Source organism: Simplicispira hankyongi (genome assembly GCF_003570885.1).
Classification (GTDB): domain Bacteria; phylum Pseudomonadota; class Gammaproteobacteria; order Burkholderiales; family Burkholderiaceae_C; genus Simplicispira; species Simplicispira hankyongi.
Window position 1 is genome coordinate 57,388 of record NZ_QXJC01000003.1, and the last position, 25,439, is coordinate 82,826.

At 63.8% G+C, this 25,439-nt stretch carries 23 protein-coding genes; 15 read left to right on the plus strand and 8 right to left on the minus strand.

All coding sequences use genetic code 11. The features are described 5' to 3' along the window. The first annotated feature begins 131 nt into the window (after positions 1-131). From D3F03_RS06970 to modC, 11 genes are all read left to right on the plus strand, one after another. Positions 132-1,430: an ATP-grasp domain-containing protein gene (locus D3F03_RS06970; RefSeq protein WP_147414710.1), complete on the plus strand. Its 1,299-nt coding sequence runs from the start codon at positions 132-134 to the stop codon at positions 1,428-1,430. Further along, positions 1,427-2,596 (plus strand): hypothetical protein, encoded by a 1,170-nt coding sequence (locus tag D3F03_RS06975; protein ID WP_119108685.1) that lies wholly within the window; start codon positions 1,427-1,429, stop codon positions 2,594-2,596. Before D3F03_RS06970 ends, D3F03_RS06975 begins: the two co-directional genes overlap by 4 nt. Then, positions 2,589-3,749, plus strand: a complete 1,161-nt coding sequence (locus D3F03_RS06980) for a type III PLP-dependent enzyme domain-containing protein (RefSeq protein ID WP_119108686.1) — start codon at positions 2,589-2,591, stop codon at positions 3,747-3,749. Before D3F03_RS06975 ends, D3F03_RS06980 begins: the two co-directional genes overlap by 8 nt. A 219-nt stretch (positions 3,750-3,968) precedes the next feature. Further along, positions 3,969-4,748, plus strand: a complete 780-nt coding sequence (locus D3F03_RS06985) for a COG4705 family protein (RefSeq protein WP_119108687.1) — start codon at positions 3,969-3,971, stop codon at positions 4,746-4,748. Positions 4,749-4,788: 40 nt separating this feature from the next. Next, positions 4,789-5,547, plus strand: coding sequence for a COG4705 family protein (locus tag D3F03_RS06990; protein ID WP_119108688.1), 759 nt, complete (start codon positions 4,789-4,791; stop codon positions 5,545-5,547). A gap of 22 nt (positions 5,548-5,569) precedes the next feature. Then, positions 5,570-6,235: a response regulator gene (locus D3F03_RS06995; protein ID WP_119108689.1), complete on the plus strand. Its 666-nt coding sequence runs from the start codon at positions 5,570-5,572 to the stop codon at positions 6,233-6,235. Then, entirely contained in the window at positions 6,211-7,572 is a 1,362-nt protein-coding gene (locus D3F03_RS07000; RefSeq protein WP_119108690.1) for a sensor histidine kinase, read from the plus strand. Before D3F03_RS06995 ends, D3F03_RS07000 begins: the two co-directional genes overlap by 25 nt. A 239-nt stretch (positions 7,573-7,811) precedes the next feature. After that, positions 7,812-8,861, plus strand: coding sequence for a DMT family transporter (locus D3F03_RS07005; protein WP_281271418.1), 1,050 nt, complete (start codon positions 7,812-7,814; stop codon positions 8,859-8,861). 70 nt (positions 8,862-8,931) lie between these two features. After that, positions 8,932-9,690, plus strand: coding sequence for a molybdate ABC transporter substrate-binding protein (gene modA, locus D3F03_RS07010; RefSeq protein ID WP_119108692.1), 759 nt, complete (start codon positions 8,932-8,934; stop codon positions 9,688-9,690). 16 nt (positions 9,691-9,706) lie between these two features. Continuing rightward, positions 9,707-10,384, plus strand: coding sequence for a molybdate ABC transporter permease subunit (gene modB, locus D3F03_RS07015; protein ID WP_119108693.1), 678 nt, complete (start codon positions 9,707-9,709; stop codon positions 10,382-10,384). After that, on the plus strand, positions 10,381-11,490 hold the full coding sequence (modC, locus tag D3F03_RS07020; protein ID WP_119108694.1) for a molybdenum ABC transporter ATP-binding protein: 1,110 nt from the start codon (positions 10,381-10,383) through the stop codon (positions 11,488-11,490). The genes modB and modC overlap by 4 nt, the downstream gene beginning before the upstream one ends. Before the next feature lie 95 nt (positions 11,491-11,585). Here the strand turns inward: modC and D3F03_RS07025 are convergent, their stop codons facing one another. Genes D3F03_RS07025 through D3F03_RS07035 form a run of 3 tightly spaced genes read right to left on the minus strand, consistent with a single transcriptional unit; the run spans position 11,586 to position 13,875 of the window. After that, entirely contained in the window at positions 11,586-12,407 is an 822-nt protein-coding gene (locus D3F03_RS07025) for an ABC transporter substrate-binding protein (RefSeq protein WP_425453095.1), read from the minus strand. Further along, positions 12,404-13,126 (minus strand): ATP-binding cassette domain-containing protein, encoded by a 723-nt coding sequence (locus D3F03_RS07030; RefSeq protein WP_119108696.1) that lies wholly within the window; start codon positions 13,124-13,126, stop codon positions 12,404-12,406. The genes D3F03_RS07025 and D3F03_RS07030 overlap by 4 nt, the downstream gene beginning before the upstream one ends. Beyond that, complete coding sequence (locus D3F03_RS07035; RefSeq protein WP_119108697.1) at positions 13,126-13,875, minus strand: ABC transporter permease; 750 nt, start codon at positions 13,873-13,875, stop codon at positions 13,126-13,128. The genes D3F03_RS07030 and D3F03_RS07035 overlap by 1 nt, the downstream gene beginning before the upstream one ends. 65 nt (positions 13,876-13,940) lie before the next feature. Between D3F03_RS07035 and D3F03_RS07040 the strand changes: the two genes are divergently transcribed. The 3 genes from D3F03_RS07040 to D3F03_RS07050 all read left to right on the plus strand — a co-directional run bounded on the left by D3F03_RS07040 (position 13,941) and on the right by D3F03_RS07050 (position 17,754). Continuing rightward, complete coding sequence (locus D3F03_RS07040) at positions 13,941-15,092, plus strand: substrate-binding domain-containing protein (RefSeq protein ID WP_119108698.1); 1,152 nt, start codon at positions 13,941-13,943, stop codon at positions 15,090-15,092. A gap of 266 nt (positions 15,093-15,358) precedes the next feature. Further along, a complete protein-coding gene (locus D3F03_RS07045) occupies positions 15,359-15,979 on the plus strand; it encodes a TRAP transporter small permease subunit (RefSeq protein WP_119108699.1) in 621 nt (206 codons plus the stop codon). Between the two features lie 14 nt (positions 15,980-15,993). Beyond that, the gene (locus D3F03_RS07050; RefSeq protein ID WP_119108700.1) at positions 15,994-17,754 is read left to right on the plus strand and encodes a TRAP transporter large permease; all 1,761 of its coding nucleotides are present in this window, start codon (positions 15,994-15,996) and stop codon (positions 17,752-17,754) included. Between the two features lie 572 nt (positions 17,755-18,326). Here the strand turns inward: D3F03_RS07050 and D3F03_RS07055 are convergent. The 5 genes from D3F03_RS07055 to xseB all read right to left on the minus strand — a co-directional run bounded on the left by D3F03_RS07055 (position 18,327) and on the right by xseB (position 24,019). After that, on the minus strand, positions 18,327-19,406 hold the full coding sequence (locus D3F03_RS07055) for a TRAP transporter substrate-binding protein (protein WP_119108701.1): 1,080 nt from the start codon (positions 19,404-19,406) through the stop codon (positions 18,327-18,329). A gap of 153 nt (positions 19,407-19,559) precedes the next feature. Next, positions 19,560-20,642 (minus strand): TRAP transporter substrate-binding protein, encoded by a 1,083-nt coding sequence (locus tag D3F03_RS07060; RefSeq protein WP_119108702.1) that lies wholly within the window; start codon positions 20,640-20,642, stop codon positions 19,560-19,562. A gap of 233 nt (positions 20,643-20,875) precedes the next feature. Continuing rightward, positions 20,876-22,792 carry a 1-deoxy-D-xylulose-5-phosphate synthase gene (gene dxs, locus D3F03_RS07065; protein ID WP_119108703.1) on the minus strand — a complete coding sequence of 639 codons (1,917 nt, stop codon included), beginning with the start codon at positions 22,790-22,792 and terminating at the stop codon, positions 20,876-20,878. Between the two features lie 64 nt (positions 22,793-22,856). Next, on the minus strand, positions 22,857-23,795 hold the full coding sequence (locus tag D3F03_RS07070; protein ID WP_119108704.1) for a polyprenyl synthetase family protein: 939 nt from the start codon (positions 23,793-23,795) through the stop codon (positions 22,857-22,859). Then, positions 23,792-24,019 (minus strand): exodeoxyribonuclease VII small subunit, encoded by a 228-nt coding sequence (gene xseB, locus D3F03_RS07075; protein ID WP_119108705.1) that lies wholly within the window; start codon positions 24,017-24,019, stop codon positions 23,792-23,794. The genes D3F03_RS07070 and xseB overlap by 4 nt, the downstream gene beginning before the upstream one ends. Positions 24,020-24,258: 239 nt before the next feature. Here xseB and D3F03_RS07080 point away from each other — a divergent pair, with 239 nt between their 5' ends. Next, positions 24,259-25,389, plus strand: coding sequence for an aromatic ring-hydroxylating oxygenase subunit alpha (locus D3F03_RS07080; RefSeq protein ID WP_119108706.1), 1,131 nt, complete (start codon positions 24,259-24,261; stop codon positions 25,387-25,389). Positions 25,390-25,439: the final 50 nt, after the last annotated feature.

The window sequence follows — 25,439 nt, forward strand, 5'->3', positions numbered from 1 at the left end:
CATACCGCCGCCAGGGCGCAGGCAGAGGTGGAGCTGCAGAACTGCGCCCAGGATGCCACCCAATTGCCGCCATCACACGCGCCTGGATCGGAAACAATGCTCCCGACACCTTCTAGCGACCGACCCAACCGATGATTGAAAACCGCCCTTCAGTCGCTCCTTCCTCCTGCACCGTTCCGACTGCATTGTTCTATCCCGAGGCGGCTGACGACACAGCGCTCATCGGTCTTCCCACGTTGATGGAAATGGCCTTTCGGGGTCTGGACCTGAATCCGCAGCGCCAGCGCTTGCTCGATCGCCTGCGGCGCGACCCCAATGACGCCAACGCCATGCTGGACCTGTCGTCGGTCATGTTCCTGATGGATCAGGACGATCTGGGGTGCAGCCTGCAACGCGAAGCCCTGTCGATTTCCCGGCATTACACCTTGCCTGCCCGCGGGACCCCTCGCCTGCGCCTGCTGACCCTGATGACGCCGGGCAGATTGATGGCCAACATTCCGCTCGAATTTCTGCTGAGCGGCTCCAACGTGACGCTGGAGATGCTGTACCTGGACCCCAATGCCCCAGCCTTGTGGACCGAACTGCCGCCCCATGACGTGGCCTGTGTTGGGGTCTGCGTGTCACCCGCCACAAAGGGCATGCTGCAAGCCTTGGCAGGCGCGCGCAGCACCCTGCCCCATGCCACGCTCAATGATCCCAACAGGATTCTGGCACTGGCGCGCGAAACCGTCTGGCAGACCTTGCGCGACATCCCCGGCTGCACGATGCCGCCATCCAGGGCACTCGATCGCGCTGCGCTGAACGAGCTGACGGGGCAGCACGTCTCCCTCGATCAAGTGCTGCCGGGAGCTGCCTTTCCCATCATCTGCCGGCCCAACGGCAGCCACGCAGGTCAAGGGCTGGCCAAGCTCACAGGCCCTGCCGACCTGGCGGCCTACCTGTCCAGCGAAAGTGCAGACGAGTTTGTCATTTCGCCCTTTGTCGACTACGTCAGCGCGGACGGGCAATACCGCAAGTACCGCATTGCGTTCATTGGCGGCAAGCCGTTTCCGGTGCACATGGCGGCCTCGGCACGCTGGATGGTGCACTACCTGAACGGCGACATGCTCGATCGCCCGGACAACCGCGCCGAGGAGTGCCGCTTCTTTGACGAATTCACTGTCAGTTTTGGCCAGCGCCATGCATCAGCACTGGCCGCGATAGACGACCGTCTGGGCCTGGATTACGTCAGCATCGACTGCGGTGAAACCCAGGACGGTCGCCTGCTGGTGTTCGAGTGCGATACCGGCGGCGTCGCCCACGCCATGGACCCCCTGCAAGACTTCGGCTACAAGCGGCCCCACATGCTGGCCCTCTTCGCTGCCTTCCAGGACCTTCTGGCCCGCGCCGCGCAGGACCGCAGGCGCCTGAAACCCTGGATCTTGCAATGAGCGCCCTGGCCACCGCACCACAGCGCATGCTGCCGGCCGGTCTGGCCACCCTGCTGCAGGGTGTTGACGACCGCGGGCGCACCCGCTACGGCTTGCCTGCCCTGGCCGACGACAGGCTGGTCAACTTTGGCAGTTGCACTGCCAATCCGATCACACCGGCCTTGCTGGTGCAGTGGCACACGCTGGAGCACCGATCCACAGCCCTGGATCCGCAGCGCCACCTGCAGACCCTCTTTGGCGCCACACAGTGCAGATTGGCCGCCTCGGGCACCGACGCCGAATACAGCTGCGCCCTGGCCATGGGCTCGCAGCCTTACTGCACCGTGTTGATGGACCCACGTGAAATCGGGAGCGGCTGCGAACGCGCTGCTGCGGGCCTGACCCACACCTTGGGCTGCCCCGTAACCGCACCACTGGCGATCGATACCGCTATGGAAAAGGTGCTGCTGCGCGACGAGGCCGGCCGGGTACTGAGCCAGGACCAAATCGATTCGCAGCTTTTCGCCATCGCCCAGCGCCATGACCATCTGCCGCTACTGGTGCACCACGTATCCTGCTCCAAAACGGGCCTGAGTGCCCCCTCGGAGGCCGCTTGCAGACAACTGCAGGATGAACACGCCGCGGGCGTGCGGGTGGTGGTTGATGCATCACAAGGCCGCTTTGCCGCGCAGGATGTGCAACGCTGGCTGGCCCAGGGTTGGGCGGTGATCATCACCGGCTCCAAATACTTCGGCGCACCGCCATTTTGTGGTGCCACACTGTTTCCGGCCGGCTGGCCACAGGCCCGGGGATTCGCGGTAGCGCCCGGTTTGCTCGCTCGCTGGCGACTGGCCTTGGAGAACTTGGCACGACCACCGCAACGCAGCGCCTGGCGAAATGCCCTGCAAACCGCCTTCGTGCCGCAGTTGCCACGCGGCGCAGTTGACAACGATACCCCGCACGACAGGCAGGGCATTCTGAGTTTCGACCTTGGCCTGAACGCCGATCAGACACTCGCACTGCACCGGCGTTTGATTCAACGCGGCTTTTTCATCGGGCAACCAGTGGCAGCCGGCCGACGCAGCTTGCTGCGTGTGGCGCTCGGCGCCCACACCAACCCGGACCAGATGGTGCCCGACCTTGCGCGACTGGCCCGCACCCTGCGAGACGAACTGCGCCATGGCTGAACTGCACACCCGACTCCGCGGGCGTCTGCGCTTGACCGACGAGCAGCCCAGCGCCATCGTCTATGACCTTGACCAGCTAGAGGCCAGAGCCCTGGAGTTGCGCCACGCCCTGCCAAGCTTCCAGCACTGCCTGGCACTGAAGGCGGCACCCTTCGCAGCACTATTGCCCCGATTCGCCCGATGGGGTTTCGGCTTTGAAGCAGCCTCTTTGCAGGAAGGACTTGTCGCACACCAAGCCTGCCCGGGCGCAACGGTACTGTTCGACTCCCCCGCCAAAACCCGGACAGAAATCGCACGCGCCGAGGCCTTGGGCTGGGTGTTGAGCGCCAATAGCCTGGCCGAACTGGAACGCCTGAGTGCGCCCTGCTCCCTGCGTGTGAACACCTTGACCGGCCCCGGCCGCATCGCCCATACCAGCGTCGCCGACGCACGCAGCCGCTTTGGCGAGCCCCACGACAGCCTGCCCGAGGGCCTCGACTGCGCCGGCTGGCACGCCCACATCGGCTCCCAGGGCTGCTCCATTGAGCAATTGGTGCTGTCGGCCAGGCGCCTGGTCGACATTGCGCGACGACACCCCTCGACACGCTGGATCAATCTGGGCGGCGGCTTGGCCACCCAAGACAGCTACGAGGCCTATGCCCAGGCGCTGCGGTCGGCAGTGCCCGAGCTGTTCAGCGGCCGCTGGACGGTCTACACCGAAATGGGCCGCTCCCTGCTCGCGGCCAGCGCGCGGGCCTATTCCCGCGTCGAGTACATCTGCCGCGATGTGGCCACCATCCACCTCGGGGCCGACTTCCTGCTGCGCCGCGTCTACCGCCCCGACGACTGGGATTACCCGCTGGCTGCGCTGGACCCGCACTTCGCGCCGCGCATGGGCGCCTCGCGGCCCCAGGTCATCGCCGGCCCGCTGTGTTTTGCGGGCGACCTGTTGGGCAGTATCGATGCGCCAGCGATCCAGGAGGGCGACATCATCGAAATCGGACTGGCTGGCGCCTACAGCGCCTCGATGTGGAGTCGCCACTGCAGCCGTCGCATGCCACCGGTGTACGGCATCGATGCCACAGGGCAACTCCAGCCCCTGAGCGCTGGCGAAACCGACGCCGATCTTCTCTCCCTCTGGCGCGCCCCCGCATCGATACTGCCCACGGCGTGAACTTGCGGTTGGCAGCCGGCGACGCGTGACCCGAACACCACGCCACCCGGTGCATCACGGCCGAACGCACGGTGGTCGGTCGCCCGGCGCGGCCTCATCGCACACCCTCCTCGGATAACCCAAAATCACACACCATGAGGCGTGGCAGTGCCTCTATGCGTGCGCTAAGTATTGAACGGCACATTCAAGGCTTCTTCAGCCAAGCTCTGGAAGCAAGCGATGAAAACTGCCCCCACAGCCGACTCCCTAAAGAGTCTGTCCAACAAAGTCCCGGAAATCACCCTGTCGTTCTGGGTCATCAAGATCATGTCCACCACGGTCGGCGAAACTGGCGCTGACTTCCTGGCGTTCGACGCCGGACTCGGGCCAACCCTGACCATGGCCTTCATGGGGACATTGCTCGCGCTCGCCCTGTCCCTGCAACTGCGCACGCGGCGCTACACACCCTGGGCCTACTGGCTCACGGTCGTGCTCGTCAGCATCGTGGGCACCCAGATCACAGACTTCTTTACAGACAGCCTTGGCATCAGTTTGACGCTGAGCACGCCAATTTTGGCCGCGGTGCTGGCCGCCACGTTCCTCGTGTGGTATCGCGTGGAAAAAAGCCTGTCGATTCATGCAATCGTCACACGGCGCAGGGAACTGTTCTATTGGGCAGCCATCCTCTGCACCTTTGCCCTGGGCACGGCGGCAGGTGACCTGGCAAGTGAGACCCTCGGGCTAGGCTTTGCCTGGGGCGCTGTGGCCTTTGGCGCGCTGATCGCCATTGCCTTTGTCGCCTGGCGCATGGGCGGCAATGCGATTCTGATGTTCTGGATCGGCTACATCCTCACGCGCCCCTTCGGCGCCGCACTGGGGGACCTGCTGACGCAGACAAAAGCCGCAGGCGGCCTGGGAATGGGCGCGGCGTGGACCAGCACCCTGTTTTTGAGCGTGATCGTCCTCCTGGTCGGGTTTGCGCAATGGACTACGCAGCCCGCCGCAGTAGAGCCGCGTTGATCGCCCCCTTTCACAAGAATTACCACCAACTTCAACCGCTATGAACACCACCACAGGCCAAACTCTCAGCAAGGTGCCGGAAGTCACCCTGCTTTTCTGGATCATCAAAATTGCCGCCACCACGCTGGGCGAAACAGGAGGTGATGCGGTTTCCATGTCTATGCACCTGGGCTACTTGGTGGCCACCGGCATCTTTGCCGCCGTGTTCGCACTGGCCGTGGTGGCACAGATCAAGGCTAGAAAATTTCATCCTTCTCTGTACTGGGTCACCATCATCACCACCACCACCGTGGGCACCACGCTGGCGGATTTTTCTGACCGCTCGCTGGGCATTGGGTACGCAGGAGGATCGGCCCTGCTTCTGACCTTGCTGCTGGGCTCGTTGTTCGTCTGGCACCGCACGCTCGGGTCGGTGTCGGTCAACACGGTCAGCTCACCGAAGGCCGAAATGTTCTACTGGGTCACGATCATGTTTTCACAGACGCTAGGGACGGCGTTGGGAGATTGGACTGCAGACACAGCCGGTCTTGGCTACACCGGGGCAGCCGCAGTGTTTTCTGTATTGCTGGCATTGGTCGTGGCGGCGTATTTCTGGACGCAGGTGTCGCGCACGCTCTTGTTTTGGGCCGCTTTCATCCTGACGCGCCCCCTTGGTGCCGTGGTCGGGGATTTTCTGGACAAGCCTTTGAGCGCTGGTGGCCTGGCGCTCAGCCGCTACTCGGCTTCTGCGGCCCTGTTTGCCTTTATCGTAATCAGCATCGTGGTATTCCGGCAGCGCGCCGCTGCCACAGCACATTGACAGGTCACGAATTGGAGGGCCTATGCGGGTATTGCTGGTCGAAGACGACGCCATGATCGGCGAAGCCATCCAGGCCTCGCTGAAAGACGCAGCTTATGCAACCGACTGGGTCAAGGATGGTGCCATAGCCCTTGCCAGCTTGGCGTGCCAGCACTACGACCTGGTATTGCTCGACCTGGGGCTTCCCGGCAAGGATGGGCTGGAAGTGCTGCGCCACATTCGCGCCAGGGACAACCCAGTTCCCCTACTCATCATCACCGCACGCGATGGCCTGACCGACCGCCTGAGCGGTCTCGACGGTGGGGCTGACGACTACATCGTCAAGCCGTTTGAGGTGGCCGAGCTGCTGGCCCGCATGCGTGCAGTACTGCGCCGAAAAGGTGGAAATGCGGTCCCCTTGCTGGGCAATGGAACCGTCTCGCTAGACCCAGCCACCCGGCAAGCGACGGCTGCGGACGGTACGCCGGTTCAGCTGTCCCACCGGGAGTTTTCCCTCCTGCAGGCACTCCTCGTGCGGCCTGGGGCGATCCTCTCACGCAGCGACCTGGAAGACCGTATCTATGGATGGGGCGAAGAGGTGGACAGCAATGCCGTCGAGTTCCTGATCCATGCGCTGCGGCGCAAGCTGGGCAGCGAGGTCATCAAGAATGTCAGGGGAGCGGGATGGATGGTTTCAAAAAACGCCTGAATGCATCCTTGCAACTCAAGCTCTCTGTCGCGCTGTCGCTGACGATTTTGGTCGTCGCAGCGGTGGCAGGTGTGTTTTCGTTTGTCACCGCATTCAAGCAAGCCCATGAACTGCAGGATGTGACACTGCAACAAGTGGCCACATTGTTTGACCGGCAACACTTGGTCCCCAGCCTGCCCCAGAACGACAGCCTGGCCCGTCGCAATTACCGCGAGACGCGTGTCGTGGTGCAGTTTCTTTCCGAAGGCGCGCGCGCGGTGGGGCAAGGGCATATGGGCGCCGTACTACCGTTGCCCCTGCCCTTAGCCGACGGACTGCAGACAGTGGATGTCGAAGGCGAGTCCTTTCGTGTGCTGGTCAAGACAACCCCTTTGGGTGAGCGCATTGCTGTGGCACAGGAAACCGATGTGCGGGACGACATTGCCGAAATCAGCGCCCTGCGCACCTTGATGCCGTTCCTGATACTGGTACCCGTCCTGCTCCTGCTTGTCACGAGCCTGGTGAGACAGATGTTTCGGCCGATTGCCGCGCTCTCGGCAGAAGTCGACCGCCGTGCCGAAACAGCACTGCATCCGATTATGGAAGACGCCTTGCCCATCGAAGTGCTCCCGTTTGCTGGTGCCATCAACCGCTTGCTGGGCAGAGTGGAACGGTCCATGCAAGCGCAGCGCCGATTTGTTGCCGACGCCGCGCATGAACTCCGCTCCCCGTTGACCGCCATGTCACTACAGGCCGAGCGGCTGGCCGAAACGGACATGTCGGATCTCGCGCACGAGCGACTCACGACATTGCGCTGCGGCATCGAGCGCAGTCGCAGCCTGCTCGACCAGTTGCTTGCCCTGGCGAAGGCACAGACCGCACTCGACCATCCAAAATCGTCTGTGTCGATACAAAACATCTATCGCCGTGTTCTGGAAGACCTGATGCCGCTGGCCGAGGTGAAACAGATTGATGTGGGAATCGAAGGGTCGAACGATGCCCAAGTGTGGGTACACGAGCCAGACCTGATGACGCTGGTGAAAAACCTGGTCGATAACGCGATTCGCTACACACCCGCCGGAGGCAAGGTCGATCTCTCGGTCAGGACGGAAGGCGGTCATGTCGTTCTGCAAATCCGGGACTCTGGTCCGGGTATTCAAATCACCGAGAGAGAGCGCGTGTTCGACCCCTTCTATCGCACACTTGGCACCGACCAAATGGGTTCCGGGTTGGGGCTCTCCATTGTCAAGGCCATAGCGAACCGCCTGGGCGCGGAAATCCAAATAGGTTTCGCGGACGAAGAGAAACAATGCGGCCTGTGTGTCGACGTGCGCATTCAGGCAATTGAGCCGGTGTAAACGACGCGATCTAGTGACGTGAGTTGGAAGTAGGCTGAAAAAGTGAAAGATGTCGAAATCGGCGTCAGGCAAGGCGCAAGCCACAGCGATAGCCGGTGCTATCGCGAGGATTTGCAACGCGGCATGGCGGCGATTCTCGGCAGCTTCCTGAAACGAACTTCCAACTCACGACACTGGTGGCCAGCGTACTGGCATTGCTGCGTTGCGTGGCATCATGAAATTTTGTGCAAGGCGGTCCAGTGAACTCCCCTTCTCCAGCACGCAAGGGCGCATCGCTCGCGCTCATGGCGGCTGCCCTGTTTGGGCTCAGCACCCCTTTGGTCCAGCATTTCGGCCAGGGACTTGGCATGTTCACGACTGCGGGCTTGCTGTACCTGGGCGCGGCAGGCGTGGCACTGTGGCTGCGCCTGCCTGCCACCCGCGAGGCCCGCGTGACACGCAGCGATGCCCCGCGCTTGCTGTGGATGTCCTTTTTCGGTGCGGTCCTGGGGCCCGTTGCACTGGCCTGGGGCTTGCAGCGCACCAGTGGTACCAGCGCTTCCCTGATGCTGACACTGGAAACGGTTTTTACCGCACTGCTGGCCTGGCGCCTATACGGCGAAACCATGGACCGGCGCGTGGTGGCTGCCCTGCTGTTTCTGGTCGCTGGAGGTGCTGTGCTGGTGTTCGACCAAAGCCTCGCAGGCGACAACCAACTGCTGGGACTGCTGGCGGTTCTTGGTGCTACCGCAGCCTGGGGAGTGGACAACAGCCTGTCGCGGCAGGTTGCCGAGCGCGATCCAGGCCAAGTGGTTCTCTACAAATCGGGATTGGGCGCGGCCGTTACCCTCGTGCTGGCTCTGGTCTTTGCCGAACCCATGCCGGCATGGAGCGCAGCCATGGCCTTGCTGGCGGTTGGCGCCACGGGCTACGGCCTGAGCCTGCGTCTGTACCTGTTGGCGCAGCGGGCATTTGGCGCGGGCCGAACGGGGTCGGTATTTGGGTTTGCACCATTTATTGGCGCGCTGGGCGCGTGGATCATGGGAAGCCACTCAGGCACTTGGTTGCTGGCCGTCGGCGGGCTCTTGATGCTCGCGGGCGTCGGCCTGCATCTGCTCGAAAGCCACGACCACGAACACATCCACGCATTGCTGGAGCACGAGCACGCACATTCGCATGACGACGGCCACCATCTCCACCGCCACGAACCGATGCCGACCGGGCCACACAGCCATTGGCACCAGCATCCGCCAGTGCGGCATGCGCACCCGCATGTGCCGGATGCCCACCATTTGCACACCCATGTCTGACGACCCATGCAACGCGTGGGCCTATACTTTCGCTATTCCATAAATGAATAGCGCCTGAGCGCCAGCCACCATGCCGTCCCTTCTCCGCCTTCTCGCAGCCCTTGCCCTGAGCCTTTGTGCCTTCGCCGCCCAGGCCGGCGAAGTGCAGGTGGCGGTAGCCGCCAACTTCACAGCGCCCATGCAGGACATTGCCGCCCTTTTTGCCAAGGAAACCGGGCACAAGGCAGAGCTGACTATTGGCTCCACCGGCAAGTTCTACGCGCAGATCAGCCACGGCGCACCGTTTGACGTGTTCCTCTCGGCCGACGACAAGACGGCTGGGCGGCTGGTGTCGGACGGCAAGGCCGTCGGCACCAGCTTGGTCCCTTACGCTCTGGGCAGCCTGGTGCTGTGGAGCCCGGACGCGGGGATGGTGGACGCCGAAGGCAAAGTGCTGGCCACAGGCAGCTTTGCGCACCTGGCGATTGCCAACCCGAAACTCGCCCCTTACGGCGCAGCCGCGATGCAGACGCTCGACAAGCTGGGCCTGGCCGAGAGCTTGCAACCCAAACTGGTGATGGGCGAGAACATCGGGCAGACCTACCAGTTCGTCCACACAGGCAATGCCCAACTGGGCTTCGTCGCGCTGTCTCAGGTGATGAAGGACGGCAAGATCACCAAGGGCTCGGCCTGGCGCGTGCCGGCCGAGATGCACACCCGCATCCGCCAGGACGCCGTCGTGCTTGAGCACGGCAAGGACAATCCGGCGGCGGCGGCCCTCATGGAGTTCCTGCGCAGCGACGCGGCACACGCCGTCATGGCATCCTACGGCTACGGCATCATCAAATAAGTCGTTTGCGAGCTTCATGGGCTTCACTGAGACCGACCTGCGCGCCATCGGCCTGACGCTGCGCCTCGCGGTGACGACGATGGCGCTGCTGCTGCTGCTGTGCACACCGCTGGCCTGGTGGCTGGCGCGCACGCGCTCGCGCTGGCGCGGGCCGGTGTCGGCCGTAGTGGCGTTGCCATTGGTACTACCGCCCACGGTGATTGGCTTTTACATGCTGGCGGCGCTGGGGCCGAACGGCCCGCTGGGGCAGTTGACCACGGCGCTGGGTCTGGGCACGCTGCCCTTCACCTTCTGGGGGCTGGTGCTGGGCTCGCTCATTTATTCACTGCCGTTTGCCGTGCAACCGCTGCAGGGTGCGTTTGAGGCCGTGGGCGAGCGGCCCTTGGAAGCCGCCGCCACGCTGGGTGCGGGGCCGCTGGACCGCTTCCTGACCGTGGCCCTGCCACTGGCGCGCGGCGGTTTCGTCACCGCCGCCATCCTGAGCTTTGCGCACACCGTGGGCGAGTTCGGCGTAGTGCTCATGCTGGGCGGCAATATCCCCGGTGTGACGCGGGTGGTCTCGGTGCAAATTTACGACCATGTCGAGGCGCTGGAATACGCGCAGGCGCACTGGCTCGCAGGCGGCATGGTGGTGTTCTCGTTCCTGGTGCTGCTGGGGCTGAACCTGACGCGCCGCACGAGGCTGCTGCCATGAATGCGGAAAACCCTGGCATCCAGGCGCGCCTGCGGCTGGAGCGATCCCCGTTCACGCTGGACGTGGACCTGCAGTTGCCAGGGCACGGCTTTATTGCCCTGTTCGGCCCGTCTGGCTGCGGCAAGACCACCTGCCTGCGCGCACTCGCCGGTCTGGAGCGCGCCCACCCTGGCCTGGTGCGCGTGGCGGGCAGCACCTGGCAGGACGACGCGGCCGGCATCTGGCTGCCCACGCACCAACGGGCACTGGGCTTTGTGTTTCAGGAAGCCAGCCTGTTCGATCACCTCAGCGTGCGCGGCAACATCATGTATGCACAAAAGCGCGTCCAGTCTACCGGGCGCAGTGCGGTCGCAGGCGCTGCTGTCGCCGTCGAGCAAGCGGTCGATTTGCTCGGCCTTGCCGGCCTGATGGACCGGCGCCCGGCCACGCTCTCGGGCGGCGAGCGCCAGCGTGTGGCCATTGCGCGGGCGCTCGCCGCGCAGCCGCGCTTGCTGCTGATGGACGAGCCCCTGGCCGCCCTGGACGCCGGTCGCAAGGCCGAGCTGCTGCCCTATCTCGAAGCCCTGCAGCGCACACTGGCCATTCCGGTGCTGTATGTGAGCCACGCGCTCGACGAAGTCGCGCGCCTGGCCACGCACATGGTGCTGCTGGACGCCGGCCGCGTGCGCGCCAGCGGCAGCGCCGAAGTCCTGATGGCCCGCCTCGACCTGCCCCTGGCCCAGGGCGACGCGGCAGCCACCATCATCGAAGGAACACTCGTACGCCACGACAGCGCGGAGCATCTCTCCACCCTGGGCTTTGCCGGCGGCGAGCTGCACGTGATCAGTACCACGGCCCGCCCCCTGGGCCAGCGCCTGCGCGTACGCATCCAGGCGCGCGACGTGAGCCTGACACTGGAGCGCCAGAGCGGCACCAGCATTCTGAACATTGTCCCCGCCACCGTGACCGGCCTGCGCGAAGACAGCCCCGGCCAGTGGATGGTGGCGCTGGACGCCGGCGGCGCGCGGCTGCTGGCGCGCATTACGCAGCGCTCGGTGACGGCACTCGGCATAGCACCAGGGCGCTCGCTGTTCGCGCAAGTCAAAGGCGTGGCGTTGCTCGATTGAGGGGAATGCTATTCAAAGAATAGCTGCATACGCAGACCCTGCTTGCGCAGAAGGCCGAAAACACCTGAAGTTTCTCGGCACTTGGCTTTGGCAGCTTACTTGTCCGCGTTCGGGAAGAACAGCTGCTGCCCGTTGATTTTGTAATCGGCGATGGTGCTTTGGCCCGTGGGGGAGATCACCCAGTCAACGAACTTTTGCGCGTCCTTGAGCTTGACCTGTGGGTATTTGGCGGGGTTGACCACCATCACGCCGTACTGGTTGAACAAGCGCTTGTCGCCTTCCACCAGGATGCCCAGGTCGGCGCGGTTCTTGAAGTTCAGCCAGGTGCCGCGGTCGGTCAGCGCGTAGGCACCGCTGGCGGCAGCCATGTTGAGCGCCGGGCCCATGCCGCAGCCGCAGGCCTTGTAGCCCGTGCCTTTTTCGGTATCGGCAGCCTTCCAGTAGCGCAGCTCGGCCGCATAGGTGCCGCTCTTATCGCCACGCGAGATGAAGGGCGCGTTGGCGATGGCGATTTTTTTCAGCGCCGCAACCACATCCTTGCCAGCAATGCCTGCCGGGTCGGCCTGAGGGCCGACGATGACGAAGTCGTTGTACATGACCGGGTAGCGCTTGATTCCCCAACCCTCGGCTATGAATTTTTCCTCGGCGGCCTGGTCGTGCACGAAGAGCACGTCGGCATCGCCGCGTCTCGCCATGTCGAGCGCCTGGCCAGTCCCCACGGCCACCACCTTGATGTCGATGCCGGTGTCTTTCTTGAACGCCGGAAGCAAGTGGGAGAACAAACCAGATTGCTCGGTGGACGTCGTCGAGGCCATGGTGATAGTGTCGGCCCAAGCGGCGGTTCCAGCTACCAAAGAAATAGCTAGAAACCCTTTACACACAAGCGCTGAAGGGCTGAAAAGCCTGATATTTTTCACAGGGTATCTCCTTTGACGAACAAACGGGCAGCCTCTGGCAAGGGGCCATTAAAGAAATCGTGAACAGGCAGGTCGGCCAGCACGCGGCCCTGCTCCAGGTAGAGCACGCGGGTGGCCAGGCGCTTGACCTGGCCCAGGTTGTGGCTGCTGAACACGGTGGTGACAGGGCCGGCCTGCGCATCCGCCGAGGCCGAGCCAGCGAGCTGGGCAATCAGCGCCTCGACTTCGCGCTTGGCGTGCGGGTCCAGGCTGGACGTCGGTTCATCGAGCAGCAGTACCTGGGCTTGCAGCGCCCAGACGCGCGCCAGCGCCACGCGCTGCTGCTGCCCACCCGAGAGCGTGCGGCCGTTCTGCCGTGCGAGCGCCTCCAGGCCCACACGCGCCAGGGCCCGCAGCGCCTGTGCGCGCGCGTCGCGCCAGGCGTGGCCGCGCAGCCACAGCGCCAGCGCCACGTTGGTCTGCGTGCTGGCGCGCAGCAGGTGTGGGCGCTGAAACAGCATGGCCTGGCGGTGCGGCGCTCCGTGCACCATCTCGCCACTGGAGAGGCGCTGCAGGCCATGCAGCACGCGCAGCAGGGTGCTTTTCCCGCTGCCGTTGGCGCCTATCAGTGCCAGGCGCTCGCCGACATGCACGCTCAGGTTGACTTCTTGCAGTGCGTGCAGGGCACCAAAACGCACGCCGGCACTGCGCAGGGCCAGGAGCGGTGCCGGGTTGGGCATCACGCCGCCACCCCGGCAGCAAGCGTGAGGGCTGCGGCGCCGGTCGCCGCATCGCGCCGGCTGGCCCAGCGCTGCAGCAGCGCCACGCTGCCATGCAGCGCGAGCACCACAGCCAGCAGCACGGTGCCCAGCGCCAGAGCCAGCGGCAGGTCGCCCTTGCTGGTCTCAAGCGCAATGGCCGTGGTCATCACGCGGGTGAAGCCATCGATGTTGCCACCGACGATCATCACCGCGCCCACTTCAGAGATGGCTCGGCCAAAGGCGGCGACCAGGACCGTGAACAAGGCCAGGCGCGTGTCCCAGGCCAGCAGCAGGCTGCGCAGCATGCGCCCGGCGCCGAGCGACTGGAGCTGCTCGCCGTAGGCGCGTTCGGCGTCTTCCACCGTCTGGCGGGTCAGCGCCGTCACCACGGGCAGCACCAGCACGGCCTGGGCCAGTACCATGGCCTGGAAAGAAAACAGCCAACCCAGCCAGCCCAGCGGGCCACTGCGTGACAGCAGCAAATACACCAGCAGGCCGACCACCACCGACGGCAAGGCCAGCAAGGTGTTCAGCAGCAGCAGCAGCGCGCCACGCCCGCGAAAGCGCGCGACGCCCAGCCAGGCCCCCAGCGCCAGCCCCGCGCCAAAGGAAATTGCACACGCCGTGGTGCTGACCGCCAGTGAGCGGCCGACGATGCTCCAGAGCGCTGGATCGAAGCTGGCGATGAGCTGCAGCGCTGTGACGAAACTGGGGTACAGGGTGGACATGCCAATAGCAAAATGGGGCTGCGCTATCGTAGGCGCCCCGTCTGCAAGCCACCATATGAAACACCGTGCATAGGATTCAGCTCCACTACACACTGTCGCGCGACGCCGGCAACCGCCTGATCCGCAACCCACTGCCTGAAATGCTGGCCGCGGTGGCGCAGGAAGGCTCCATCTCGGGCGCCGCGCGCGCCCTGGGCCTGTCGTACCGCCACGTGTGGGGTGCGCTCAAGCGCTGGGAGATAGAGCTGGGCGGCACGCTCGTTGTCTGGGGCAAGGGCCAGGCCGCACAACTAAGCGAATTTGGCCAGAAGCTCCTGTGGGCCGAACGCCAGGCCCAGGCCCGCCTGGCGCCGCAGATCGCCGCGCTGCACGCTGACCTGGAGCGCGCCTTTGCCGTCGCCTTCGACCCAAGCGCCCACGTGCTCACGCTCTACGCCAGCCACGACGACGCCCTGGGGCTGCTGCGCGAAGTCGCTGCGGCGGGCGACCCGACAAGTGGGTCGGTCGGTCAGCCAAGGGCTCGGGGCGCTCTGCACCTTGACATCCGCTTCACCGGCAGCGTGGACGCCATTCGTGCGCTCAATGAGGGGCGCTGCACGCTCGCGGGCTTTCATACGCTGGAGGGCGCCGCGCCAGGCTCGGAGACAGCGCGCACGTACAAGCCGCTGCTCAAACCCGGCCTGCACAAGCTGATCGGCTTTGCACGGCGCACGCAAGGCCTTATCGTGGCGCGTGGCAACCCACTTGGCCTGCTGCGCCTGGCCGACGTGGCAGCGCGCGGCGCACGCTTTGTGCACCGGCCTTTGGGCACGGGTACGCGCGTGCTGCTGGGTGATTTGCTGGAGCGCGAAGGGCTGGAGGCCAGCGCCCTGGGCGCAGCCGGGCAAACCGAGCCTTCGCACGCCGCCGTGGCACAGGCCGTCGCTGCGGGCGCGGCCGATGTTGGCCTGGGCATCGAGATGGCGGCACGCGAACGCGGGCTCGATTTCATTCCCCTGGTGCACGAGCATTACCACCTGGCCTGTCTCAAATCCAGCCTGGACCAGGCACCCACTCTGGCGCTGCGAACGCTGCTGCAGTCGGCCGCCTGGCAGGCGCGCATGGCACAGCTAGCAGGCTACGCACCCGAGTACTGCGGCCAGGTTCTGGCCATGAGCGCTGTGCTGCCGTGGTGGAGGTTTTCCGCGCAAAAGCACGTTTTTCGTTCTAAGCGTTAACCCTAATTGCTATATTTTTAGTAGCTTCTGACGCATACCGCGCCTAGGGAATACACCGTCACGCTGCTGTCAGCCTGCGCCTACAGTGCTTCGTAGAATCGCTCGACTCGAAAAGTTACAAGCGCGCGCCGGGAGACTGTCGGGCTTGGAGCGTCAAAAGCGGAAATGGACCACTGCGGCCCATTTTGCAGCCGACGATTCCCAGCTCCGGCAGACTCCCATGGCACTCCGCCAGCGATTCGTCACCGTCCATTTTTGGAGACTCCATGCAGGCATTACTCAAACTATCCAGAGGCGTCGACTGGCTCAATGAGCGCGTCGGTCTCTTTGTCATCTGGCTGATCCTCGCGTCCACGGTGATCAGCGGCATCAACGCCATCGTGCGCAAGATCTTCAACTACAGCTCCAACGGCTTTCTGGAAGTGCAGTGGTACCTGTTTGCCGCAGCCTTCCTGCTCGCCTCAGGCTATACGTTGCTGCACCGCGAGCATGTGCGCGTGGACGTCGTCTCAAGCCGGTTTTCCAAGCGCACGCAGATCTGGCTCGACGTATTCGGCTTCGTGGTGTTCCTTACGCCGATGTGCGCGGCGGTACTGTGGTTCGGCATCCCGTTCTTCCTCCAGGGTTACCAATCCGGCGAAATGTCCAGCAACGCAGGCGGTCTGATCCGCTGGCCGGTGTACCTGATGATGCCGGTGGGCTTCGCGTTGCTGCTGCTGCAGGGTTGGTCGGAGCTGATCAAGCGCATCGCCTTCCTGAAGGGCCTGGTGCCTGATCCGACCGTCAAATCTGGCGAAAAAACGGCTGAGGAAGAACTGGCCGAATCCATCCGCCGCCTGGCCGAAGCCGCCAAAGGCGATGGCAACGCAGCCACCCAAGCCGATTGAGCGGAGACACATTCATGGAATTCTTTACCTCTAATCTGGCCCCGATCATGTTCGCGGGGCTGATCGTGTTCCTGCTGATGGGCTTTCCCGTGGCCTTCAGTCTCGGGGCTTGCGGTCTGTTCTTTGGTTTCGTTGGCATTGAACTGGGCCTGCTGCCCGAAGCACTGCTGCAGGCATTGCCGCTGCGGATCTACGGCATCATGCAGAACGACACACTGCTGGCGATTCCCTTCTTCACGCTGATGGGGTTGATCCTGGAGCGCAGCGGCATGGCGGAAGACCTGCTGGAGACCATCGGCCAGCTCTTCGGCCCGGTGCGAGGCGGTCTGGCACTCGCCGTGATCTTTGTGGGTGCGCTGCTCGCTGCAACCACCGGCGTGGTCGCCGCCTCCGTTATTTCCATGGGCCTGATCTCGTTGCCCATCATGCTGCGCTATGGCTACGACCGGCGCATTGCCACCGGTGTCATCGCCGCCTCCGGAACGCTGGCACAGATCATTCCGCCCTCGCTGGTGCTCATCGTGCTGGCTGACCAGTTGGGTCGCAGCGTGGGCGACATGTACAAGGGCGCATTCATCCCCGGTTTCATGCTCACGGGTTTCTACACCGGCTACGTGATTCTGCTGGCGATTTTCAAACCCAAGTGGGTGCCGGCGTTGCCGCCAGCGGCACGCACCATCCGCGAAGACAACGGCAGCAGCGGTCTGCCTTCGTTGCTGATCCTCACCATCGTCTCCGTGGGCGCCTCGCTGTTCTTCGCGCACCACATTGCCGACATTCACACCTGGTGGTCAGGTGAAACCGTCACCAGCGTCGCCAAGGACGAAACGATCGTCGTCTCCATGTGCGTTGGCGTGGCGCTGGCTTTTGTACTCTCCATGCTCAACAAGATCACGCACCTGGGCCTGCTCTCGCGTATGGCAGAGCGCGTGACCTTCGTGCTGATTCCACCGCTCTTGCTGATCTTCCTGGTGCTGGGCACCATCTTCCTCGGCATCGCCACCCCAACGGAAGGCGGCGCCATGGGTGCACTGGGCGCGTTCACCATGGCAATGGTTCGCGGGCGCCTGAATTTCAAGCTGCTCAAGCAGGCCCTCATCTCGACCACACGCTTGTCCACCTTCGTGGTGTTCATTTTGATCGGCTCGACCGTCTTCAGCCTGGTGTTTCAGGGCGTCGAGGGGCCGCGTTGGGTGGAACACCTGCTCACCGGCCTGCCCGGCGGCCAAGTGGGCTTCCTGATTCTGGTCAACCTGCTGATTTTCTTCCTGGCATTTTTCCTGGACTTCTTCGAACTGTCCTTCATCGTCGTGCCGCTGCTGGCTCCGGTCGCCGACAAGCTGGGGGTTGACCTGATCTGGTTTGGCGTGCTGCTGGCGGTGAACATGCAGACTTCATTCATGCACCCGCCGTTTGGCTTTGCGCTGTTCTACCTGCGCAGCGTGGCACCTGCCACGGCCTACACCGACCGCGTCACCAAGAAGCTGATCCAGCCCATCACTACCATGCAGATCTACTGGGGCGCCGTGCCGTTCGTGCTGATCCAGGTGATCATGGTCTCGTTGATCATCATCTTCCCAGGCATCGTCTCCAGCGGCCTCGACAAGAAGGAGGTGTACGATCTGGACAAGATTCGCCTGCAAATGGAATCCCAGATGCGCAAGCTCGACGCGCTGGACGCCGCTGCGCCGGAACCGGCTCCCGGCGAGCAACCCGAAGTCCCGGAAGATCCGATGAAGGCGGCACAGGAGGCTATTCAGAGCGAGAAAAAATAAAGCCAGCGGGCCCTCATTCCCGCTCCAAGCCAAGAGCCCTGCCGATCGCAGGGCTCTTTTTTTGCCCCTCCTCTTCAAGGAAGCGAGCAAAACTCTCTAGAAACGCATCGCCTCCAGGCCGGAACCATGCTCCAGAGCCATATCGGGCTCGATCCGTCAAAACCCAACCGATGCCCTGGCCCGTGCCGCTCGCGCGGCCTGCGCACCCCAATGCCGAGTTACTCACCGAACGCAGCAGACCAATGCACGCCACGACACCCACTTTTGCCGCAGACATTACCGGAATACGGGAGGCCTCTGGGCCATCAAATTCACAGGCACGGGTGCTTGCTGGAGCTTGCCGGTTGGATTAACGCGATGCCGCCGCTCCTGGCGCAGTAGGCGCACGCACCGCAGCGCCTTGCCATTGGGCGCCCTTCAGACTCGCCGTCCCCCGTGGAACCCTTGCCATTGCTAACGCTTCCCCATGCGGGGCGGGAAGAGGACTTTCTCCTCCGAGTAGGTGCGCCCCGCCGGGCGCACCACCCAAAAAAAAACCCCGCACCAGGCGGGGTTCTTCGGGCTGCTTGCGCTTAGAGTTTCTGGCGCTGCATGAAGTTGTCGAAGGTACCTTCCGCAAAGCGGAACCACAGCACTTCATCACGCTGGAAGTTCAGGTAGTCAGCGTAGATCTTCTTCCAGGCGGGGTTCTTCGCGTTCAGGTCGGCATAGACTTCCTTGGCCGCCTTGAACGAGGCGTCCATCACCGACTGCGGGAACGGCAGCACCTTGGTTTTGGCGCCAACCAGTTGCTTGAGTGCGCCAGGGTTGCGTGCATCGTAGCGCGCTTGCGTGGTCACATGGGCTTCGTAGGAAGCCGCCTTGATGATGGCCTTGTTCTCATCTGACAGACCATTGAAGGCCTTGTCATTGGCGTAGAACGACAGGTTCAAGCTGCCTTCCCACCAACCGGGGTAGTAGTAGAACGGGGCCACCTTGTTGATGCCCAGCTTCTGATCGTCGTAGGGGCCAATCCATTCGGCCGCGTCAATCGTGCCTTTTTCAAGCGCCTGGTAGATTTCGCCGCCAGGAATGTTTTGCGGCACACCGCCCATGCGTTCGATGACCCTGCCGCCAAAGCCGCCAATGCGGAATTTCAGGCCTTTGATGTCCTCAGGCGATTTGACTTCCTTGCGGAACCAGCCGCCCATCTGTGTGCCGGTATTGCCACCAATGAAGTCGATGATGTTGTACTGGGCATAGAACTCGCGCATGAGCTTTTCGCCGTTGCCGTCCACCATCCAGGCGGTGAGCTGGCGCGAGTTCATGCCGAAGGGAATGGCACCACCGATGGCGAACGCCTCGTTTTTGCCGAAGAAATAGTAGGGCGCGGTGTGCGCGATTTCGACGGTGCCGTTCTGCACCCCATCGACCACACCGAACGCAGGCATCAACTCGCCAGCAGCGTGGACCGAAACTTCAAACTTGCCGCCAGACATGCTCTTGACGGCATTGGAAAACACCTCGGCGGCACCGAAGATGGTATCCAACGATTTGGGGAAACTCGACGCCAGGCGCCAGCGCACCGCGGCCTGCGCATGCACAGCCGGTGCGACACCTGCCGCGAGCACCCCGGCGATGCCGGCATTTTTGATAAGGGAACGACGATCCATTGCAAGTCTCCTGTGGATGAAAAAAGGTGCTGGCGGTGCTGATGCGGTGCCAAAAAAAACCGGCGTCAGGCCCGCGCAGGTGCGGGCCTGAGACTCCGGCTGCTTGGGCGATCAATGCCGCCATGGCCTGATCGCGACAAGAACGATTGCGGGCTACAGCTTGACCGAAGTCATGTAGCTGTCGAAGCGGAACTCGGAGAAACGGCCCCACAGGATCTGATCGCGCTGGAAGGCTCGCATGTCCTGGTGGATTTTCTTGAACTCGGGCGACTTGGCTTCGTGCTCGGCAAACACTTCCATCGCCGACTTGAAGCCGGCGTCCATGAGCTCCTTGGAGAACGCCTTGAGCTGGGTCTTGGCGCCCACGAGCTTCTTGAGCGCAATGGGATTGAAGGCGTCGTACTTGGCCGTCATGTCGCGGGCTGCGACGGCCGTGGCGGCGTCCACCATGGCCTGGAACTCGGGCGTCAGCGCCGCGTAGGCCTTGGCGTTGATGAAGAATTCCAGCTCGGCGCCGCCTTCCCACCAGCCGGGGTAATAGTAGTAAGGCGCCACTTTGTTGAAGCCCAGCTTTTCGTCGTCGTAAGGGCCGACGAATTCGCAAGCGTCCAGCGTGCCCTTTTCCAGCGCCTGGTAGACCTCGCCCGCTGGCATGTTCTGCGACACCACGCCGAGCTTCTGCATGGATTCGCCGAACAGGCCACCGCCCATGCGCATCTTCAGGCCCTTCAAGTCTTCAGCGGTATTGATTTCCTTGCGGTACCAGCCGCCCATCTGCGTGCCGGTGTTGCCGGCGCTGCGGCTCTTGATGTTGTATTTGGCGTAGAACTCGTCCATCAGCTTGCGGCCGTTGCCGTGTTCCATCCACGCGTCCATCTGGCGCGCCGTCAGGCCAAAGGGTACCGCGCAGCCAAAGGCAAAAATGGAGTCTTTCCCGGTGAAGTAGTACGGCGCGGTCTGCGCCATTTCCACCGTGCCGTTTTGAATGGCATCCACCACGCCAAAGGGAGGCATCAGTTCGCCGGCGGCGTGCACCGAAACTTCAAACTTGCCACCAGACAAGGCCTTGAGCGTCTTGGCGAACATCTCGGCGCTGCCGAAAATGGTGTCGAGCGACTTGGGGAAACTCGATGCCAGGCGCCAGCGGACAGTGGCCTGGGCGTGCACGGCAGGGGCAACCCCTGCGGCCAGTACGCCAGCGACGCCGGCATGTTTGATGAGTGAGCGACGATCCATGAGAACCTCTTGAGAAACGGGGTTGCAATAGTGCCTAACGCGTGGCACATCCGCCGCGCGGCCCAGCCACTTTAGCAGCCATGGAGGAATTGTAAAAAGGCACTTTCCAGAGCCTCTGCGGGTTTTCCCGCGAAAGCCCGCGGCGAGGCGCATGCCTTCAGGGTTCTGCAAGCATGCACCTGCAGCCACTGCGCATCGGAAAGCGCAGCACCCCTACCTCCGCAGGGGAATTGTCAGGCTGCGCGCTCGCCCATAGCGCGCACCGATGCACCAAAGCGCGCCTGCACCGAGGCTGCGATGCCTGGCGCGTCGAGCCCCTGCAAAGACAGGAGCGTGGCCGGGTCACCGTGCTCAATGAAGACGTCGGGCAGACCGAGCTGCAGCACCGGTCGCTGCATGCCCGCGGCGGCCAGGGCTTCAAGCACCGCGCTGCCTGCACCGCCCTGGATGCAGCCCTCTTCGAGCGTGACGAGCGCGTCGTGCTCGGCGGCGAGTTGCAGCAGCAATTCGGTATCCAGCGGCTTGGCCCAGCGCATGTTGGCCACGGTCGCGTCAAACTGCTCGGCGGCTTCGAGGGCCGGGTACAGCAAGGTGCCAAACGCCAGGATGGCGATGCGTGGCAGGCCGGCTGGCCGCAAGGCACTGCTGCGGGTGCGGCGGATTTCGCCTTTGCCGTACGGCAAGGCGTCCAGCCCCGGCAACGGCGCGGTGCCGGCACCGCTGCCGCGCGGGTAGCGCACAGCGACCGGGTGGTTCTGGGCGAAGGCGGTGCAGAGCAACTGGCGACACTCACGTTCGTCGGCCGGGCAGGCCATGGCCATGTTGGGGATGCAGCGCACAAAGGCGATGTCGTAGGCGCCCGCATGGGTCGCGCCGTCGGCGCCCACCAGACCTGCGCGATCAAGCGCAAAAACCACGGGCAGGTTTTGCAAGGCAACGTCGTGGATCAACTGGTCGTAGGCGCGCTGCAAGAAGGTGGAATAGATGGCGACCACCGGCTTGACGCCCTCGCAGGCCATGCCCGCAGCGAATGTCACCGCGTGCTGCTCGGCAATGCCCACGTCGTAGTACCGATCAGGGAAACGCCGCTCGAACTCCACCATGCCCGAGCCTTCGCGCATCGCCGGTGTGATGCCCACCAGGCGCTCGTCGTGCGCCGCCATGTCGCAGAGCCACTGGCCGAACACCTGCGTGAAAGTCTGGCGTGGCGGCGTGGCGGGCTTGACCAGGCCAATCTTCGGATCAAACCGCGAGGGGCCGTGGTAGGCCACCGGGTCGGCCTCGGCCAGCTTGTAGCCCTGGCCCTTCTTGGTGACCACGTGCAGAAACTGCGGGCCCTTGAGCTCCTGGATATTCTGCAGCGTCGGAATGAGCGAATCCAGATCGTGCCCATCAATGGGCCCGATGTAATTGAAGCCAAACTTCTCGAACAGCGTCGCCGGCACCACCATGCCCTTGGCCTGCTGCTCAAGGCGCTTGGCGAGTTCCAGCAGCGGCGGCACAGGGCGCAGCACCGTCTTGCCGACGTTCTTGGCGGCCGCATAGAACTGCCCGCTCATGAGCTGCGCCAGGTAGCGGTTCAGCGCCCCCACTGGCGGGCTGATGCTCATGTCGTTGTCGTTGAGGATGACCAGCAGGTTGCAATCCGCTACGCCGGCATTGTTCAGCGCCTCGAAGGCCATACCGGCCGTCATGGCGCCGTCGCCAATGATGGCCACCGCATAGCGCTCATCGCCGCGCCGCTTGGCAGCCATCGCCATGCCCAGGGCGGCGGAAATGCTGGTGCTCGAATGCGCGGTGCCAAAGGTGTCGTATTCGCTCTCGGCGCGCTGCGGGAAACCCGAGATGCCGCCGAGCTGGCGCAGCGTCCCCATGCGCTCGCGCCGGCCGGTCAGGATCTTGTGCGGGTAGGTCTGGTGGCCCACATCCCACACCAGGCGGTCGCGCGGGGTGTCGAAGACGTAGTGCAGCGCCACGGTGAGTTCCACTGTCCCCAGGTTGGAGCTCAGGTGCCCGCCCGTTTTGGAGACGCTGTCAAGCACGAAGGCGCGCAGTTCGTCGGCCAGGCGCTTGAGCTCGGCGCGTGAGAGCCGGCGCAGATCCGCCGGGTCGTTCACGGTCTCAAGCAGGGGGTAGGCGTTCGTGGACATTCAATACTATATTTTTAATAGCTTATAGCGCTTACTCCATAAGCGCTAGGAGGCATTTTTACTTCTAATTTGAGCGCAGCAGCACCATGTCTGCCAGCGCCGCGAGCCACGTGGTGTCGGGCAGGCCGCTAGCGTCCAGCCCGGCCAGTGCTTCGCGGTGGAGATTCTGCGCGCATTGCCGCGCAGGCTCCAGGCCGAGCAGTGACACGTAGGTGGGTTTGGCATCGGCCGCGTCCTTGCCAGCCGTCTTGCCCAGCGTGGCCGAATCCTGCGTCACGTCCAGGATATCGTCGACCACCTGGAACGCCAACCCGAGAGAGGCCCCGTAACGCGCCAGGCCCGCAAGCGCCAGCGCACCCGGCGTGCCGCAGGCGGCGCCCATCATCACACTGGCTTGCAGGAGCGCGCCGGTCTTGAGCTGGTGCATGCGCCGCAGTTGAGATTCGTCAAGCTGCAGGCCGACACTGGCCAAATCGATCGCCTGCCCGCCCGCCATGCCCGCCGCGCCCGCCGCGCGCGCGAGCTGCCGACACAGGGCAGCTTGCACGTTCGCCGGGATGGCGCTGTGCTCGGGTGTGAGCAGCTCGAAGGCCAGCGCCTGCAACGCGTCGCCCGCGAGCAGTGCGCCGGATTCGCCAAACTGCACATGCACGGTAGGCTTGCCCCGGCGCAGCACGTCGTTGTCCATGCAGGGCATGTCGTCGTGCACCAAGGAGTAGGCATGAATGAGCTCAACGGCGCACGCGGCGCGCAGCGCCGCATCGTCGAGCGCTGCGCGCATCGCTGCATTGCCAGGCAAAGCCCCTTCGTCAGCCACCGCCTCGCGCGCCGCCAGCACCAGCAGCGGCCGCAGACGCTTGCCACCACCTTGCACCGCATAGCGCATGGCTTGGCCCAGGTCTTCAGGTGCGCCCGGCCCCACCCACCGAGACAGGGCGGCTTCGGTGCGGGCCAGTTGCGCCGCATTCCAGGCGGCAAATGCCTGATCGGGTACGCCGCTCATTCGCCGGCCCAGGTTTGGATAACGCCGGCGTCCAGCACCTTGATCTGGTCCTGCACGGCTTCAAGCCGCTCGCGACAGAAAGCCAGCAGCACGGCCCCACGCTGGTAGCCGATGAGCAGTTGCTCGAGCGGCATTTGGCCCGACTCGATCCGCGCGACCAATTGCTCGAGCTCTTCGAGCGCAGTTTCGTAGCTGGCCGGTTCGGTTGTCTTGGGTTTTGCCATGGGCGGGAGGTGGTCAACAAGCAAAGCCGGCAATTTTAGGACGAGAGCACAGGCGGCCTCCCCGCAAGGCGATGCTGCCGGCCAGCGCAATACACGTGGCACCCCTGCGGGCTTTGCCAGCGCAGCAATAACCCCGCTGCCTATAATCCCATTCCATACCGAACCGGCACCACGCCGGTTTCATTTTTTTCACTGACGCTGTGCGTCTCTCCCTGTGGGGAGTCTTTATCAGGTCACCCATGTCTGATGTAAGCCTTCGACTGCAGCCGGCCACGAGCCAACTACCGGTTTCCAGCTATTTCGACCCCGCGTTGTTCGAGCGCGAGAAGGCCACGCTGTTCCAGCGCGGCCCGCGTTATGTGGGGCATGCGCTCAGCGTGCCGCAAGCGGGCGATTACCACGCCCTGCCCCAGGAAGGCGAGGGCCGCGCGCTGGTGCGGGGCCCTGGCGGCCAGGTGGAGCTCATCTCCAACGTCTGCCGCCACCGCCAGGCCATCATGCTGGGCGGGCGCGGCACGCTGCAGGAGCAGGCCAAGGGCAGCGCTGGCGGCAACATCGTCTGCCCGGTGCACCGATGGACGTACAGCCCCGGCGGCGAGCTGCTGGGCGCGCCGCATTTCAAGCACGACCCTTGCCTGAACCTGAAAAACTACCCGCTGCGCGAGTGGAACGGGCTTTTGTTCGAGGACAACGGCCGCGATATCGAAGCCGACCTCTCGGGCATGGGTCCGCGCAAGGAACTCTCATTCGACGGCTACACGCTGGACCGCATCGAGCTGCACGAGTGCAACTACAACTGGAAGACCTTTATCGAGGTCTATCTGGAGGACTACCACGTCGGCCCCTTCCACCCAGGGCTGGGCAACTTCGTCACCTGCGACGACCTGCGCTGGGAGTTCCAGAACGAATACTCGGTGCAGACCGTGGGAGTCGCGGCCACCTTCGGCCAGCCGGGTTCCCAGGTCTACAAGAAGTGGCACGAGGTGCTGCTCAAGTACCGGCACGGCAAGCTGCCCGAGCGCGGCGCCATCTGGCTCACCTACTACCCGCACATCATGGTCGAGTGGTACCCGCACGTGCTCACCGTCTCCACGCTGCACCCGGTTGGCCCGAGCAAGACGCTGAACATGGTCGAATTCTTCTACCCCGAGGAAATCACGGCCTTCGAGCGCGAGTTCGTCGAGGCCCAGCAGGCCGCCTACATGGAAACCTGCCTTGAAGATGATGAAATCGGCGAGCGCATGGACGCCGGCCGCAAGGCTTTGTTTGAGCGCGGCGACAACGAAGTCGGCCCCTACCAGAGCCCGATGGAAGACGGCATGCAGCACTTCCACGAGTGGTACCGCCAGCGCATGGGAGCAAGCCTCTGAGGCGCCAGTGGCCGGGCAGGGCCAGTTCCAGGGCGCCCAATCGCGGGAAG

Coding starts and splice junctions, on each gene's coding strand:
- D3F03_RS06970 (WP_147414710.1), top strand. CDS start 132: ATGATTGAAAACCGCCCTTCAGTCGCTCCTTCCTCCTGCACCGTTCCG.
- D3F03_RS06975 (WP_119108685.1), top strand. CDS start 1,427: ATGAGCGCCCTGGCCACCGCACCACAGCGCATGCTGCCGGCCGGTCTG.
- D3F03_RS06980 (WP_119108686.1), top strand. CDS start 2,589: ATGGCTGAACTGCACACCCGACTCCGCGGGCGTCTGCGCTTGACCGAC.
- D3F03_RS06985 (WP_119108687.1), top strand. CDS start 3,969: ATGAAAACTGCCCCCACAGCCGACTCCCTAAAGAGTCTGTCCAACAAA.
- D3F03_RS06990 (WP_119108688.1), top strand. CDS start 4,789: ATGAACACCACCACAGGCCAAACTCTCAGCAAGGTGCCGGAAGTCACC.
- D3F03_RS06995 (WP_119108689.1), top strand. CDS start 5,570: ATGCGGGTATTGCTGGTCGAAGACGACGCCATGATCGGCGAAGCCATC.
- D3F03_RS07000 (WP_119108690.1), top strand. CDS start 6,211: ATGGATGGTTTCAAAAAACGCCTGAATGCATCCTTGCAACTCAAGCTC.
- modA (WP_119108692.1), top strand. CDS start 8,932: ATGCCGTCCCTTCTCCGCCTTCTCGCAGCCCTTGCCCTGAGCCTTTGT.
- modB (WP_119108693.1), top strand. CDS start 9,707: ATGGGCTTCACTGAGACCGACCTGCGCGCCATCGGCCTGACGCTGCGC.
- modC (WP_119108694.1), top strand. CDS start 10,381: ATGAATGCGGAAAACCCTGGCATCCAGGCGCGCCTGCGGCTGGAGCGA.
- D3F03_RS07030 (WP_119108696.1), bottom strand. CDS start 13,126: ATGCCCAACCCGGCACCGCTCCTGGCCCTGCGCAGTGCCGGCGTGCGT.
- D3F03_RS07035 (WP_119108697.1), bottom strand. CDS start 13,875: ATGTCCACCCTGTACCCCAGTTTCGTCACAGCGCTGCAGCTCATCGCC.
- D3F03_RS07045 (WP_119108699.1), top strand. CDS start 15,359: ATGCAGGCATTACTCAAACTATCCAGAGGCGTCGACTGGCTCAATGAG.
- D3F03_RS07050 (WP_119108700.1), top strand. CDS start 15,994: ATGGAATTCTTTACCTCTAATCTGGCCCCGATCATGTTCGCGGGGCTG.
- D3F03_RS07055 (WP_119108701.1), bottom strand. CDS start 19,406: ATGGATCGTCGTTCCCTTATCAAAAATGCCGGCATCGCCGGGGTGCTC.
- D3F03_RS07060 (WP_119108702.1), bottom strand. CDS start 20,642: ATGGATCGTCGCTCACTCATCAAACATGCCGGCGTCGCTGGCGTACTG.
- dxs (WP_119108703.1), bottom strand. CDS start 22,792: ATGTCCACGAACGCCTACCCCCTGCTTGAGACCGTGAACGACCCGGCG.
- D3F03_RS07070 (WP_119108704.1), bottom strand. CDS start 23,795: ATGAGCGGCGTACCCGATCAGGCATTTGCCGCCTGGAATGCGGCGCAA.
- xseB (WP_119108705.1), bottom strand. CDS start 24,019: ATGGCAAAACCCAAGACAACCGAACCGGCCAGCTACGAAACTGCGCTC.
- D3F03_RS07080 (WP_119108706.1), top strand. CDS start 24,259: ATGTCTGATGTAAGCCTTCGACTGCAGCCGGCCACGAGCCAACTACCG.